Consider the following 13,816-nt stretch of genomic DNA (forward strand, 5'->3'; position numbering starts at 1 on the left):
TGCTACTTGGTCGCAGTACGACGGCGGTTGAGGAGGAACCCGCCTCCGCCCAGGAGGACAACGACGACCGCCGCGATGATGATGCCGGTCCACGGCGTACCGCTGTCTTCCTTCGACGCTGTGGCCGGTGTCGGCTGGACCGCCGTGGAGCCCACCGCCGGTCCGACCTGCAGCGTGACGGGGGCGTCGGTGGCCGGGACGTTGATGCTCTTCACCTGGTCGCCGCAGCCCTTGGACGGGTAGCCGGCGATTCCGCAGGTGAGGCCCTTCTCGATCCGGACCGGCGCGACCGCGGCCAGGACCTGCGCGCCGTTCGACTTCAGGTCCGTCACCACACAGGTGCCGGTGGGCTGAGCGGGCGTGTCACCGGTGACGGCGTCTTCCGGCGTACCGGGGTCGACGACCAGGGCCACCCGCTTCTTGCCGGCCTCGGCCGGGGTCTTGCCGCAGATCGCGTCGAAGTCGCCGGCGGCCCGCGGCACCCGCGGTTTGGCGCCGCCGACGGCGAACCGCCAGCCCTCGACGCCGCCGTCGGCCGGGACGAAGGCGTCCGCGCCCTTCTGCGAGAAGGCCCAGGCGCCGTTGGTCCACTGGTAGTAGCCCCAGAAGCGGTAGCCGTCCTCGGCCTGGGCTGTAGTCGCGACCGTCCCAGCCAGCAGGAGACCCGCCAGCAGGCTGAGGACCAGTCGTACGGTCCGGTGTGCAGTCATTCTCGTGTCCTCGTTCGGGCCGCAGCCCGGTGGAGGAGGTCCCGCCTGCACCGGCAGGGTAGGGGCTCTCCCCGCGGACCACGGCGGGTAGGTGAGCCTGTCTGCCTGCGCCACAGTGGTCCGGCTCGCCGCCCTCAGCCAGGCTGAGGGCGGCCTACGGTTGCGGGTCAGCGCCGGACTCGGACCGGCTTCCCTGTGACGCAGGCGTGTGGTTCGACCGGAACTCTACTCTGCCGACGAGAGACTCATCGGCCCGTAGACCTCGCGGTTGTCCTCGAGCAGGTAGACCTGGCTGACGCCGCGGTCGGCCAGATCACGCCAGACCTCGCCCAGCCAGCTCTCCGCGTCGCCCTGGGCCGAGAACTCGGCCCCGCCGACCTCACCGGGGTCGACCAGGGCGCCGGACGCGGTCTCGAACCGCCAGCTCCAGCTCATCACGCCACCCGAGCCTGCGGCGAGTTCTGCGCGGTCTTGGCCGGGTCACGCTCGACGATGCCGCCGAGGACCTCGTCGATCCGCTTCAGCAGGCCGTCGTCCAGCTTCACCCCGGAGGCCTTCACGTTCTCCGTGACCTGCTCGGGCCGGGAGGCGCCGACGATCGCGGAGGAGACGTTCGGGTTCTGCAGCACCCAGGCGACCGCCAGCTGCGACAGCGACAGGTCGACCTCGTCGGCGATCGGCTTCAGCTCCTGGACCCGGGTCAGCACGTCGTCGGTCAGGAAGCGCTTGATGAAGGTCGCGCCGCCCTTCTCGTCGGTGGCCCGGGAGCCCTCCGGCGGCTGCTGACCGGGCAGGTACTTGCCGGTGAGCACACCCTGCGCGATCGGCGAGAACACCACCTGGCCGATACCGAGCTCCTCGGAGGCCGGCACCACCTCGGCCTCGATCACCCGCCAGAGCATGCTGTACTGCGGCTGGTTCGAGACGAACGGGATGCGCAGCTCGCGGGCCAGCCGGTGGCCCTCCTGCAGCTGCTCCGCGGTCCACTCCGACACGCCGATGTACAGCGCCTTGCCCTGCCGGACGATGTCGGCGAACGCCTCCATCGTCTCCTCCAGCGGCGTCTCGGTGTCGTACCGGTGCGCCTGGTAGAGGTCGACGTAATCGGTCCCGAGCCGCTTCAGCGAGCCGTTGATCGACTCGTGGATGTGCTTGCGGGACAGGCCGGTGTCGTTCGGTCCCTTCGGGCCGGTCGGCCAGTAGACCTTGGTGAAGATCTCCAGCGACTCGCGTCGCTGACCGGCCAGCGCCTCGCCGAGCACCGACTCGGCCGCCGTGTTGGCGTAGGTGTCGGCGGTGTCGAACGTCGTGATGCCGGCGTCCAGCGCCGCCCGCACGCAGGCCTTCGCCTGCTCGTTCTCCACCTGCGACCCGTGCGTGAGCCAGTTCCCGTACGAGATCTCGCTGACCTTCAAACCGCTGTTGCCGAGAAAGCGAAAGTCCATACCGCCGACCCTACCGTCCGATCAGGATGGCTTCTCGCCGCGTTTCACCATCGGCTTCGGCAGCCGCCAGCGGCGCATCTGCATGGTCCGCCGGACCGCGTAGAACCCGAGGCCCTTGGTCGACCCCTTCGGGAACTTCACCCCGACCTGCTTGCGCAGACCGGCCGTCAGCAGGAACCAGTCCGCCGCGATCAGCAGGATCATCGCCAGGAACAGCAGGTTGACCATCCCGGCCAGCCACGGGAACTGCGGCGAGAACACCACGCCGACCAGCGACACCACCAGCAGGATCGGCAGCGCGAACTCCATCACCGAGTACCGCGCGTCGACGTAGTCCCGGGCGAACCGCCGGACCGGGCCCTTGTCGGCGGCCGGCAGGTACCGGTCGTCGCCGGTCTGCATGGCCGTCTGCATCTTGGACCGCTCGGTCCGGACCTTCTCCCGGCGGATCGCCGACGCCTCCTTGCGGTTGCGCGGCTTCTTGAACGCGGCCTTGCGCGCCGCCTCGGCCTCGCGGCGGCTCGGGGTCGGGCGACCCTTGCCTCCCGGCTTGGCCTGGGGCTCGGCAGGTACGGTGGTAGCTGATTCAGACTTGGTACGACGGAACACGGGGTCAGAACCTCATTCGCAGGGCAGGTCGCGACTCGGGGTGGTCCCCGGACCTCACCACTACTTTATCCGGGCCGGTCCTGATGGTGTGGTGAACCTTGGGGACATAGGGTGGATGACACGCACGCTGGGTCTCACACCCGGCACAGAAGGGGTACGGATATCGATGAGCATCTTCAAGCGGATGTCGACGATCTTCAAGGCCAAGGCGAACTCCGCCCTGGACAAGGCCGAGGATCCTCGCGAAACCCTTGACTACTCGTATCAGAAGCAGCTCGAGCTGCTCCAGAAGGTACGGCGGGGCGTGGCCGACGTGGCCACCAGTCGCAAGCGGGTGGAGTTGCAGGCCTCCCAGCTGCAGTCCCAGTCGGCGAAGCTGCAGGAGCAGGCCCAGAAGGCGCTCTCGATGGGCCGTGAGGACCTGGCCCGGGAGGCTCTGACCCGCAAGTCCGGGCTGCAGGGCCAGATCGACGACCTGACCACCCAGCACGCCCAGTTGCAGGGTGAGGAGGAGAAGCTGACGCTCGCCTCCCAGCGGCTGCAGGCCAAGGTCGAGTCGTTCCGGACCCGCAAGGAGACCATCAAGGCCACCTACACCGCGGCCGAGGCGCAGACCCGGATCAACGAGGCCTTCTCCGGTATCTCCGAGGAGATGAGCGACGTCGGTCTGGCGGTCCAGCGGGCCGAGGACAAGACCCAGCAGATGCAGGCCCGGGCCGGTGCGATCGACGAGCTGCTCGCCTCCGGCGCGCTCGACGACGCCAGCGGCACGGTCAAGGACAACATCACCCTGGAGCTGGACCGGATGTCGTCCGGCTCCGACGTGGAGAACGAGCTGGCCGCGATGAAGGCCCAGCTCGCCGGCGGCAGTGCGCCGAAGGAGATCTCCGGTGAGGCACCGGGCGCGGCTCAGCAGCCGGCGCCCCAGACCGCCCAGCAGCCAGTGCAGCCGGCCGCCGAGCCGGTGAGACCTCAGGACGGAGATGTTCGGTGATCGTTCGCATCATGGGTGAGGGTCAGTGGCGACTGGCCGACGAGAAGCTCGACGCGCTCAACACCGTCGACGGCGACCTGGAGAAGGCCGTGTCGTCCGGTGACGAGACGGCGTACCTGTCCGCCTTCGCCGCGCTGCTGGACTTCGTCCGGTCCGGTGAGAAGGTGCCGGACGACGAGCTGCACGACTCCGACGCCATCCTGCCCCCGTCGGACAGCTCGCTCGCCGAGATGCGTGAACTGATCAGCGGCGACGGCTTGATCGCCGGCTGATCACTTCAAGTAATCATTTGAGACCCCTGAGGCCCCGAAACGGGCCTCAGGGGTCTTTTGCTGGGAGTCTGGTGGCACACGGGTAAACACTCGTGATCAGTGCTTTTGTCCGCCGCGTTCCCGGTGTACTGTCTGGACCACGCCGTTGTGGGGGCGGTGTTGGACGAAGTCCGTGACGGGGAGTGGGTTGGTCACGGGTTTCGGGGATCACCTGTGGGGGGTGACTGTGCGTGACTGAGTTTGTCATGTCCGAAGGGCTCGCTGAACCGGCTGATCTACGGCCGGCGCCGTCAGGGGAGCGTCGTCGGCCGGTCTGGGTCGTTCCGGACGAGGTGCCGGCAGTGCTGCCGCGCTCGGCCCGGTTCACCGAGGCACGCTGGGTGGCCAAGTACCGTCGGGCATCGTTGGCGGCTGATCTCGGCGCCGGGGTGATCGGCGCCGCGCTGGCGCTGGTGGCCCGGTTCGGGGCCTCGATCAACCTTGGCTACTTCGTGCTCGGCGCATTGCTGCCGATCACCTGGGTCGCGTGTGTGGCCTTGCAGCGCGGCTACGAGACCAGGTACTTCGGCACCGGACCGGAGGAATTCCGCTCGATCATCCGGGCCGCGGTCGCGTTGACCGCGGTGGTCGCGATCACGTCGTACGCGACCAAGAGTGAGGTTGCCCGAGGATTCGTGATCCTCGCGGTACCGACGACCTGTATCGCGGCCATGGTCGGCCGCTGGTTCCTGCACCGGCAGATCTCCTGGCGGAGGTTCGCCGGGCGCTGCATGCGCCGGGTACTCGTTGTCGGACGCAACGACCAGGTGATGACGCTGACGCGGCACCTGGAGGAGCGGCCGGCCGACGGGTACGTCGTGGTGGCGAGCTGTCTGCCACGCGGCGACGTGTTCGAGGACGCCGAGTTCGAACGGCTGGGCCGGACCGAGATGGACATCCTGGCCGGTGTCGACCAGTTCGACGTCGAAGTGGTCGCGGTGGCTGCCGATCCGGAGCTGGCCGGGCACTCGCTGCGCAAGCTGTCCTGGGCGCTCGAGCAGCGCGGGGTCGAGCTGATCGTCTCGCCGGGCATCGTCGAGGTCGCCGGTCCGCGGATCTCGATCCGGCCGGTCGCCGGCCTGTCGTTGCTGCACCTGGAGCGGCCGTCGGTCAGCGGCGGACCGCACATGCTGAAGAGCATCTTCGACCGTGTGGTCGGATGCCTGCTGCTGCTCGGGGTCTCGCCGATCCTGCTGGTCACCGCACTGCTGGTGAAGCTCACCAGTCGCGGGCCGGTGCTGTTCCGGCAGACCCGGGTGGGCCGTGGCGGCGTGGAGTTCAAGATGCTGAAGTTCCGCACGATGGTGGCCGACGCCGAGGCACGCAAGGCCGAGCTGCACGCGCTGAACGAGGGCAACGGAATCCTGTTCAAGATGCGTGACGACCCGCGGATCACCAGGGTCGGCAAGTACCTGCGGCGGTTCTCGATCGACGAGCTGCCACAGCTGATGAACGTGCTCCGGGGGGAGATGTCACTGGTCGGACCGCGGCCGCCGCTGCCGGCCGAGGTCGCGCAGTACGCGATCGACGACGCGCGCCGGATGCTCGTGAAGCCGGGCCTGACCGGCCTGTGGCAGGTCAGCGGCCGCAGCGACCTGACCTGGGAAGAGTCGATGCGACTCGACCTGCGGTACGCCGACAACTGGTCGATCGCGCTGGACCTGCTCATTTTGTGGAAAACCGCTCGCGCCGTGCTGGGGAGCGACGGCGCGTACTGAAGCGACGCACCAACTTTGTTCTTGCATTCCCGAGGGGGGAATTCGTGACTGCAGTACTGGAAGGATCAGGCGTGGCCCGATCCGAAGCCGCGACCTTTGTGATCGAGGCCGCGGCGGGGGACCAAGGGGCCTGGAGCCGGCTGGTCGACCACTATGCGCGGCTCGTCTGGGCCGTGACCCGCAGCTTCCGGCTGAGCGACAGCGACGCCGCTGACGTCTCGCAGATGGTCTGGCTGCGGTTGCTCGAACACATCAACCGGGTCGACCCCGAGCGGGTCGGCGCCTGGCTGGTCGTCACCACCCGCCGCGAATGCCTGCGGGTGCTGGCGTTCCGCAAGCGGGTGCTGCTGACCTACGAGGCGACCGCGTTCGAGGACGTCGCCGGTGACCAGCCCGAGCTGGACTACGACCTGCTGGCCGGCGAGCGTGCGGACGACGTACGGCGTGCCCTGGAGAGCCTGCCGGACCGCTGGCAGCAGCTGCTCGGCATGCTGATGGCCGACCCGCCCGCGCCGTACGCCGAAATCTCCGCGACGATCGGGATCCCGATCGGCAGCATCGGCCCGATCCGCGGCCGCTGCCTGGAGAAACTCAGACTGCTGCTTGCCTCCTGAGGCAGCAGAGCCCGGTCCGGGCCGCACGCTCCGGTCGTCCGATCAGAGCATGATCCACGCGGTCCGGACCGGGCGTTGTGCTGTGCCCGGCCAGCGGAGCAGGAAGCTGACCAGGCGGGCCCCGTTCGGTCCCTCGGCGTCGCCGCCGCGCGACTCGACCACGAGCGGCCCGGACGGCGAGACCCGCAGCTCGATGGTCAGGCCGGTCCGGCCGCTCTCGTGGATGTCGACGTCGAGTGTGATGCCGTGGCCGGAGAACCGCAGCCGGCGTACGTCGCCGGAGCCGGGCGCGTCGATGATGCTGTCGAAGATCAGGTCGAGTACGTCGAGATCCCGCTCGTGCCGCCCGAACGCGGCGTAGCCGACCGAGCGGAGCAGGGCGATCTGCTCACCGACGGCACGCTCCGGCGGCCCGATCATCACCGCTCACCGCTGACTTTGATCACGCTGTCGGAGTCCTGCCCGTACGGCGCACCCTGCCAGCTGGCCCAGTTCACCCCGTTGCCCTGCTCGTGCACGATGAAGTTCCACGGGCCGGAGTACGTGTTGTTGAAGAACCGGTTGCCCTGGTGGAACGTGATCGCGTCCTGGATCGTGGCGTTCTTGTACGGCGACCACTTCGGGAACGTGCCCCAGTTGGAGAACAGCCCGTTGTAGCCGCAGCCGGTGCGGACCGCGCAGGTCTTCCCGATGTTGTCCGGGTCGAGCGAGAACACGTTGTCGTGCACCCGGACGTTCTGCGTCTTCCACCGGCAGTCGCTGAGGTACGGCTGGGTCTTGATCGTGGTCGCGTTGCAGGTCTTGGCGTTGACGACCGACGGGTTGACCAGGGTGCCCGATCCTGTGCTGGTGTTGGCGGCCGACCCGGCGAACCGGTCGGCGTTCTCCCACAGCACCACGCCGGCCCAGTTGTCGGTGAAGGCGTTCCCGCTGATCTCGAAGGTCTGGTTGAACACGCCGGGCGCGCGCGGGTCGCTGCCGGACTCGGAGATGTACAGCGCGGGCGTCGGGAAGCCGGCGTTCTCCGGACCCTTGCCGAGGCCGTTGCGGACGAAGGCGTTGCCGCGGATCCCGGCGTTGTAGCTGGTCTCGTAGATCAGGCCCTCGGCGGAGTTGCCGGAGATGTAGTTGCCTTCGATCACGAAGCCGGTGTTGTTGGTGTCGGCCCACAACCCGGCGCTGTGGTTGTCGTGCACCCAGTTCGCGCGCACGATCGCCCCGGTGACCTCCCAGAACTTGCCGCCGCCGGTGCAGCCGCAGCCGCCCTTCAGCCGCTCCCAGTCGTCGGTGTTGTTACCGGCGATCTCGTTGTGGTCGATGGTGATACCGGACACCTTGCCCGGGTTGTAGGCATTGAAGCCGTACTGGCCGTTCTCGGCCAGACAGTTGCTGCGGACAACGTTGTGGTCGCCGATCATCAGCCCGGCGCCGGCGTTGTGCTGGATCGTGTTGGCTTGCACCGTCCAGCGCGCGCCGGCGTCGTGGTTCACCACGCCCTCGTCGTTGTTGGTCCGCGGCGCCCCGAAGTTCTGGATGGTCAGGTTCTTGATCGTGACGCCGTTGGCGTACCCGGTGAACGCGTACCGGTTCTTCTTGCCGCCGTCGAGGATCGCGCCCGGCGCCCCGACGTACACGTTGCCGTCCTTCGGGATCACCTGGGCGAACTGCGCGGTCCCGAGCCGGTGCGTGCCCGGTGACAGCCAGAAGGTGGTGCCGGCCGGGTTCGCCGTGGTGAGGTCGTTCAGGTTCTGGGTGGTGCTGACCACGACCGCACCGGGCGGCGCGGTGGCCGGGCCGGACAGTGCGCCCGCGTTGTTGCAGATCCTCGCGGGTGGTGCCGTCGGCGCGGGCGGGGCGGGCGTCGTCGTGCCGCCTGGCGGGGGCGACACGACGGCGTCGGCCTTGTCGGACGAGCCGTTGTTGAAAACCGTCAGTCCGGCAGCGACCAGGGCGGCGGCCACGACGAGGCCGCCGGTGGCCAGCACGGGCGGACGGCGGTACCACGCGCGTGCGGTAGGCGGTTGGCGGCGCTCGGCATTTCGTTCGGGGGGCATGGGTGTCCTCGACCTAGCGGTGGGCGGTGACAGGATGTTCGATCGCGTACCGGTAGATCTCGAGCAGCTGCTCGATGCTCTGTTCCGGCCGGTGTTTCGTCTCGTACGTCGTGCGCGCCTGCCGGCCGAGCTCGTCGTACTTCGCGGGGGACGCGTCGACGTCGAGCAGCAGCTTGGCCAGTGCATCCGGACGGCCCGGTTCGAACAGTGCGCCGTCGACTCCGTCGGTGATCAGTTCCGGGAACGACCCGTGGCCCGAGGCCAGCGGCGGTACGCCGACCGCCATCGCCTCGATCACCACCAGGCCGAACGTCTCCTCCCACTCCGAGGGCAGCACGACCCCGCGGGACTGCCCGATCAGCTCGAACACCTGCTCCTTGCTCATCAGCCCGCGGAGGTCGACGGACGGCCGGGTGGCCGCCCAGGCGGTGACCTCGTCGAGCATCGGGCCGCCGCCGGCGATCACCAGCCGGAGCGCGTCGTCGCCGGCGACGGCGCGGTACGCGTCCCAGCCCTTCATCAGCAGCGGAGCGCCCTTGGCCGCGTCGAGGCGGCCGACATACGTCACCTGCCGTTGCCGCGGTCCGCCGACGGGACCGTCGTACGGAACCGCGTTGGGTTTGACGAACGACCGCTCCGGATCGAAGGTCATTGCCCCCAGCAACCGACGCTGCGACTCGGAGATGAAGATGTACGCCGACACCAGGCGCCGCCAGCTGCGACGGTGACCGCGCGCGTTGAGCACTGTGGTCGACGTTGCGAGCGCTGATCCCCGGTAGCAGCGGTGGACGACCGCGGCGGTCGGGTTGCCGCCGGCGCAGTCGTGGCACACCTCGCCGTCGCGGAAGAAGTCCCCGCTGGCGCACAGCAGTTTGTAGTTGTGCAGCGTGATGACCACGGGTACGCCGGCCGAGTGGCACGCGTACAGCACGGACGGGCTGAGCAACGGGAACGTGTTGTGGACATGGACGACATCGGGCCGGTCCTCGGCCAGCGCCGCCGCGAGGTCGCGCCGGCTCGCCGGGTTCCAGACGACCCGGCCGGGCAGCGTCGCCTTCTGCCACGCGGGCCAGTTCTCGATATCGTCGCTGTGCCGTTCGAAGTGCCGGACGTCGTGGCCGAGTGCGGTCAGCGCCGCGCTCTCCTGATCGACGACCCGGTTCTCGCCGCTCGGCGCGGTCGACCGGTATCTGTTGTGTACCAGCAGGATCTTCATCGCGGTCCCTCGCGGGTCGACGTGTTGTAGACAAGTGATGCGGCCAGCGTCAGGTCGAGCAGGTACGACGACGCCTCGCTCAGCCCGCTCTCGGTGAACGACGCGATCACGCAGTACGCGACCAGGAAGAGTGCGAGCGCCCGATGCGGCCCTTGCGGGCGGAACCAGGCGGCGATCAGCACGAACAGCACGAGCATGATCGTGATCGCGACGCCGACCAGCCCGACGTCGTAGTACGTGCCGAGCCAGTTGCTGTCGATCGGCAGGCCGTTGAACGACTTGTTGGACAGCCCGAAGCCGAACAACGTCTCGAAGGTCGATCGCGGCTGGGCCAGGATCGCGTCCCAGACCGCCTTGCGTCCGGTCAGCGCGCCGAGCTCCTGGGCGTCCTGCCCGCGGGCGAGCCAGGTCGTCACCACCGTGCTCAGGGTGAGTGCCCCGACCGAGAAGACGACGATGCCGATCGTGAACGCCTTGCGCACCCGCGAGCGTCCGGTGAACAGGCTCAGCCCGGCGATCAGTACGCCGACCACCAGCGCGAGCAACGCGGTCCGGGTGTGGGTCAGCAGCAGAACCGGAATGCAGACCAGCACGCTGGTGAGGGCGATCCAGCGGCGCAGATGGCCGGACATCCAGAGCACGATCGTGAGGCCGGCGGCCCCTGCGGTGTAGTGACCGACCTGGGTCGGCGGGATCGGCCAGAGGATGCCGGCGAGCCGGTTCTCGGTCATCGCCAGGCCGGGCGCGACCATCAGGCCGACGACCACCGAGCCGACGATCGCCCACAGCACCATCAGATGCGTCCGCAGCAGCAGCAGGTCGCGGCGAGGCCACCACGGCGTCAGCAGCCACAGCACCACAGCGAATCCGCACAGCCGTCCGGCCCGGAACAGCGCACCGAACAGGAACTCGGCCCGGATGCTGGCCAGCAACGCTTCCGCGGCCAGCAGCATCACCAGGAACACGAACACGCTCGGCCGGATCCGCACCGGCCGGTTCACCGACAGCGCCACCATCAACGCCCCGACCAGCGCCCCCTGCGCGATCAGCTTTCCGACCGATCCCGGGATCGGCAGGATGTGCGGCGCGCCCGGGAAGAACGTCATCACGTTCAGCACCATCAGCGCCCACGCCAGCTGCACGCGATGCCGCCGCCGTACCTCCGGCGCGACGGCCCGCCGGGTGGGGCGGATCCGCGTGGTCAGCTGGGTACCGAGGCGGGTGGTGATCGTCGTCATCGGCGGAACATCTCGACATCCACGCTCAGCGGTCGTCCGGACTCGGTCTCGGTCACGCCGATGCCCTCATCGGTGCGGTCGGGCCGCAGTACGACGGCGCTGTTGATCTCCAGCCCGGCCAGCCGCAGCATCTCGCCGGTGGCCTGGATCTTGGTGGTGGTCGACTGGCCCGCGGTCACCACGACGGTGGCGTTGGACGCCCACGTGGCCAGGTGATCGGCGCCGAGCTCCGGCGTCAACGTGCTGAGACTCAGAACGACGTCGGCGACCTCCCAGGCCGAGTCGAGCGCGATGTCACCGGAGCCGGACGGCCGGTTGCTGTCGCTCAGGTGCAGGTAACAACCCTGCGCCGGGCCACGGGTCTGGTCGGGACGGTAGACGTCGACACGCTGGCCGGGTGCGCTGAAACGCGACTCGTGCGTACCCGGCGTCTTCGCCCCGAGCATGCCTGCGAGCCGGCCGGACTCGGTCAGGTCGGCGACCAGTACGTGCTTGCCGTCCTCGGCCAGCGCCACTGCGAGCGAAGCCACGACGAGCGCGCAGGTGGTGACGTCATCGACGCTGACCACGGTCATCGCCGGCGTCGGGTGCTCACCCCAGAAGATGCGCTGATCGAGATGCTGCATCATCAGCTGTACTTCGGGCGCCTTCCGCTGCGAGGGACGCAGGTACCGCGGCCGGGGCAGCAGTTGCAGACGCGACGGTCGCGGACTGCTCAGCCGGATCCGGGCGCCCAGGGCCTGGGAGATGTCCTGGCGCTTCCACAGCCGGTCGGAGATCAGCGCGCGTACGACGACGAACGCCAGGCCGATGAACAGACCGGCGATCAGGCCGGTGCCGGCGTTGATCACGAGCGTCTTCTTGAGCGAGACCGGTACTGGTGCGGCCACGTCGAGCACCCGGCTGCTGTTCATCCGCAACGCCTCGACCTGCGAGTCGAGCAGCTGCTGCCGGACGTACACGTACTGGTCGCGGGCGGCGCCGAGCCGGACCCCCTCCGGGCTGTTCGGGTGCTTCAGCTCGTTCGCGGTCGGGTCGTCGCCGGTTGCGCGGACTGCCTGCTCGGCCACGGCCAGGTCGTTCTTGGCCTGGGTCTCGTCACGCACGAGCGGGGCGTCCTGCAAGGCGATCTGCTCCTTGCGGTAGATCAGGAAGACCTGCGCGATCACGCCGGCCAGCTTGGTCGCGTCGTCGCTGGTCTTCCCCGCCGCGTTGATCTGGAGCACCCGGTCGGTGTTGGCGACCACGGTGTACTCCTTGAGCAGATCGTCCTGGCTGATCGGCAGCTTCAGCAGGTCGATCACGCGCTGCGCCACGGTGTGCGTGGTCGCCAGGCTGACGTCGGTCGCCATCGCCTTGGTCGGGTCCTCACCGTCGCGATGGGTGATCAGCAACCGGGTGGCGGACACGCTCGGAGCGGGCAGCGCGAAGGTGGATCCGAGTCCGACGAGAAAGCCCGCCATCGCGAGCACGATCCAGATCCGCAGATGCCGGCGGATCGCGTCGCGGAGGAACCGCAGCGTGACCAAGGCGTCCGGCGGGTGCGCGTTCGTCGGCTGGTCGTCGAACAGGCCGTCCTGGTCCGCCCAGGCGGGTTCGCTGACCACCGGTTCCGTGTACGGCTGGTTGCTCATTTGGTCCTCCTCGCGGTGCCGGTGAGGAGGGTGGGCAGCCGCGAGCTCGACCGGCGCATCGACTGGGAGACGCGTCCGATGGTGCGGTCCGTCGGGTCCGGATCGGTGACGACGATGCCGTCGATGGAGCGGTCGTCGGCCGCGGCGGCAACCGCGAGCCGGGCGAGTTCCTCGGCGGTGACGGTGCCGGCCGACAGCGCGACGATCGTGTTGGTGGTCGGCTCGGAGCCGACCACGATCGGGTCGTCGCGGTCGACGACGATCAGATGGATGCTCAGCGTCGGGTCGCCCGACGGTTCCTGGTGCGAGTCGACCACGATCGAGGTGGAGATGCCGATCGAGTTGGCGAGCGTGGCCAGCTGCGGGCCGAGCGGCAAGGCCTTGTCGTCACCGGCGAACGAGAGGACGGCCAGCGAGACGTGCGACTGGCCCTTCACGTCCAGGCCGAGGTGGTGCAGCGTCTTGCGCAGCCCCCATGCCTCGACCGCCGTCGGCGAGTAATGCTCGAGTAGATAGGTCCAGTCGGACACGTCGTTCGCCTGGTACGAAGAGACCGAGGCCAGCACCGGAAGCCCGACCGCGTCCGCGATCTCGTCCCGCAGCCGCAGCCGGCGATCGCCGCGCTCCTTGGCCAGTACGCCGATCGATCCGACGATCGCGCCGATCAGCGCGCCGAGCAGACCGTAGATGCCGAGATGAATCGGTACGTTTCCACCACGTGCGGTTGTCGCCTGCTCCAACACCCGTGCCCCCGTTTTCTTCCCCAGATCGCCGGGCAGGTTCTGGTCCGTGGTGACGAAGACCAGATAAACCCCGGCGACAGCGTTCGCCAGTGCCATCGACTGACTGGCCGTCGTTCCCTTGGCGTCGATCTTGATGACGTCGTCGGTGACGGCGGTGACCTTGACCCGGCTGCGGACGACCTCGGTCGACAGCGGCGGGTTCAGGTTCTGTCCGGCGCTCTTCAGCACCGGCTCGCTTTCCGCGATGAACACCTGCGTGTCGGTGCTCTGCGTACCGGCGGCCTTCTCCGCGTCGGTCGTCGGTGCCGGCGGTAGCACCACGAGCGAGGTTGCGGTGTGCAGGGGCGGCACCAGGAACCCGGCAGCGACACCGCCGAGCAGGCCAACGGCCGCCACGGCGGCCACGATCCAGCGATGCCTGCGAATAGCCCGCCAGGACTTCTTGACGTCGAGCTGCTGTGCGCTCACAGCTCCACCTCGCTGCGCTCGGCTCCGCTGTGAGCGCGGGCGCTGCTGTGCTTGATGGTTCG

Annotated in this window: 14 protein-coding genes and 1 riboswitch; of the genes, 4 read left to right on the forward strand and 10 right to left on the reverse strand. The window is 68.8% G+C overall.

Features of this window, described 5'->3' with window-relative positions:
* Positions 1–2: 2 nt before the first annotated feature.
* The 4 genes from FDA38_RS13290 to FDA38_RS13305 all read right to left on the reverse strand — a co-directional run bounded on the left by FDA38_RS13290 (position 3) and on the right by FDA38_RS13305 (position 2,764).
* Positions 3–710, reverse strand: coding sequence for an SCO2322 family protein (locus FDA38_RS13290; protein WP_137254346.1), 708 nt, complete (start codon positions 708–710; stop codon positions 3–5).
* A gap of 105 nt (positions 711–815) precedes the next feature.
* Positions 816–947, reverse strand: a riboswitch (cobalamin riboswitch).
* Positions 936–1,145: a hypothetical protein gene (locus FDA38_RS13295; RefSeq protein WP_137254347.1), complete on the reverse strand. Its 210-nt coding sequence runs from the start codon at positions 1,143–1,145 to the stop codon at positions 936–938. It overlaps the preceding riboswitch by 12 nt.
* Entirely contained in the window at positions 1,145–2,155 is a 1,011-nt protein-coding gene (locus tag FDA38_RS13300) for an aldo/keto reductase family protein (protein ID WP_137254348.1), read from the reverse strand. Before FDA38_RS13300 ends, FDA38_RS13295 begins: the two co-directional genes overlap by 1 nt.
* A 21-nt stretch (positions 2,156–2,176) precedes the next feature.
* A complete protein-coding gene (locus tag FDA38_RS13305) occupies positions 2,177–2,764 on the reverse strand; it encodes a DUF3043 domain-containing protein (protein ID WP_137254349.1) in 588 nt (195 codons plus the stop codon).
* A gap of 166 nt (positions 2,765–2,930) precedes the next feature.
* Here FDA38_RS13305 and FDA38_RS13310 point away from each other — a divergent pair, with 166 nt between their 5' ends.
* The 4 genes from FDA38_RS13310 to FDA38_RS13325 all read left to right on the forward strand — a co-directional run bounded on the left by FDA38_RS13310 (position 2,931) and on the right by FDA38_RS13325 (position 6,401).
* Complete coding sequence (locus FDA38_RS13310) at positions 2,931–3,758, forward strand: PspA/IM30 family protein (RefSeq protein ID WP_137254350.1); 828 nt, start codon at positions 2,931–2,933, stop codon at positions 3,756–3,758.
* Positions 3,755–4,030 carry a PspA-associated protein PspAA gene (pspAA, locus tag FDA38_RS13315; RefSeq protein WP_137254351.1) on the forward strand — a complete coding sequence of 92 codons (276 nt, stop codon included), beginning with the start codon at positions 3,755–3,757 and terminating at the stop codon, positions 4,028–4,030. The genes FDA38_RS13310 and pspAA overlap by 4 nt, the downstream gene beginning before the upstream one ends.
* A gap of 230 nt (positions 4,031–4,260) precedes the next feature.
* The gene (locus tag FDA38_RS13320) at positions 4,261–5,787 is read left to right on the forward strand and encodes a sugar transferase (RefSeq protein ID WP_233714690.1); all 1,527 of its coding nucleotides are present in this window, start codon (positions 4,261–4,263) and stop codon (positions 5,785–5,787) included.
* 71 nt (positions 5,788–5,858) lie between these two features.
* On the forward strand, positions 5,859–6,401 hold the full coding sequence (locus FDA38_RS13325; RefSeq protein WP_170989722.1) for an RNA polymerase sigma factor: 543 nt from the start codon (positions 5,859–5,861) through the stop codon (positions 6,399–6,401).
* 42 nt (positions 6,402–6,443) lie between these two features.
* On the opposite strand, the gene FDA38_RS13330 is transcribed toward FDA38_RS13325, so the two are convergent.
* Genes FDA38_RS13330 through FDA38_RS13355 form a run of 6 tightly spaced genes read right to left on the reverse strand, consistent with a single transcriptional unit; the run spans position 6,444 to position 13,754 of the window.
* Complete coding sequence (locus tag FDA38_RS13330) at positions 6,444–6,821, reverse strand: hypothetical protein (RefSeq protein WP_137254353.1); 378 nt, start codon at positions 6,819–6,821, stop codon at positions 6,444–6,446.
* On the reverse strand, positions 6,821–8,455 hold the full coding sequence (locus FDA38_RS13335; RefSeq protein ID WP_137254354.1) for a right-handed parallel beta-helix repeat-containing protein: 1,635 nt from the start codon (positions 8,453–8,455) through the stop codon (positions 6,821–6,823). The genes FDA38_RS13330 and FDA38_RS13335 overlap by 1 nt, the downstream gene beginning before the upstream one ends.
* Before the next feature lie 13 nt (positions 8,456–8,468).
* On the reverse strand, positions 8,469–9,671 hold the full coding sequence (locus tag FDA38_RS13340; protein ID WP_137254355.1) for a glycosyltransferase: 1,203 nt from the start codon (positions 9,669–9,671) through the stop codon (positions 8,469–8,471).
* Positions 9,668–10,909: an O-antigen ligase family protein gene (locus tag FDA38_RS13345; RefSeq protein ID WP_137254356.1), complete on the reverse strand. Its 1,242-nt coding sequence runs from the start codon at positions 10,907–10,909 to the stop codon at positions 9,668–9,670. Before FDA38_RS13345 ends, FDA38_RS13340 begins: the two co-directional genes overlap by 4 nt.
* Positions 10,906–12,543: a YveK family protein gene (locus FDA38_RS13350; RefSeq protein ID WP_137254357.1), complete on the reverse strand. Its 1,638-nt coding sequence runs from the start codon at positions 12,541–12,543 to the stop codon at positions 10,906–10,908. Before FDA38_RS13350 ends, FDA38_RS13345 begins: the two co-directional genes overlap by 4 nt.
* Positions 12,540–13,754 carry a Wzz/FepE/Etk N-terminal domain-containing protein gene (locus FDA38_RS13355; RefSeq protein ID WP_170989724.1) on the reverse strand — a complete coding sequence of 405 codons (1,215 nt, stop codon included), beginning with the start codon at positions 13,752–13,754 and terminating at the stop codon, positions 12,540–12,542. Before FDA38_RS13355 ends, FDA38_RS13350 begins: the two co-directional genes overlap by 4 nt.
* Between the last annotated feature and the right edge of the window lie 62 nt (positions 13,755–13,816).

The organism is Kribbella jiaozuonensis (assembly GCF_005233875.1).
Lineage (GTDB): Bacteria > Actinomycetota > Actinomycetes > Propionibacteriales > Kribbellaceae > Kribbella > Kribbella jiaozuonensis.

Excerpts from the sequence above, each read along its gene's own strand:
- FDA38_RS13300 (WP_137254348.1), bottom strand. The coding sequence starts at position 2,155 with ATGGACTTTCGCTTTCTCGGCAACAGCGGTTTGAAGGTCAGCGAGATC.
- FDA38_RS13295 (WP_137254347.1), bottom strand. The coding sequence starts at position 1,145 with ATGAGCTGGAGCTGGCGGTTCGAGACCGCGTCCGGCGCCCTGGTCGAC.
- FDA38_RS13345 (WP_137254356.1), bottom strand. The coding sequence starts at position 10,909 with ATGACGACGATCACCACCCGCCTCGGTACCCAGCTGACCACGCGGATC.
- FDA38_RS13330 (WP_137254353.1), bottom strand. The coding sequence starts at position 6,821 with ATGATCGGGCCGCCGGAGCGTGCCGTCGGTGAGCAGATCGCCCTGCTC.
- FDA38_RS13290 (WP_137254346.1), bottom strand. The coding sequence starts at position 710 with ATGACTGCACACCGGACCGTACGACTGGTCCTCAGCCTGCTGGCGGGT.
- FDA38_RS13340 (WP_137254355.1), bottom strand. The coding sequence starts at position 9,671 with ATGAAGATCCTGCTGGTACACAACAGATACCGGTCGACCGCGCCGAGC.
- FDA38_RS13350 (WP_137254357.1), bottom strand. The coding sequence starts at position 12,543 with ATGAGCAACCAGCCGTACACGGAACCGGTGGTCAGCGAACCCGCCTGG.
- FDA38_RS13310 (WP_137254350.1), top strand. The coding sequence starts at position 2,931 with ATGAGCATCTTCAAGCGGATGTCGACGATCTTCAAGGCCAAGGCGAAC.
- FDA38_RS13335 (WP_137254354.1), bottom strand. The coding sequence starts at position 8,455 with ATGCCCCCCGAACGAAATGCCGAGCGCCGCCAACCGCCTACCGCACGC.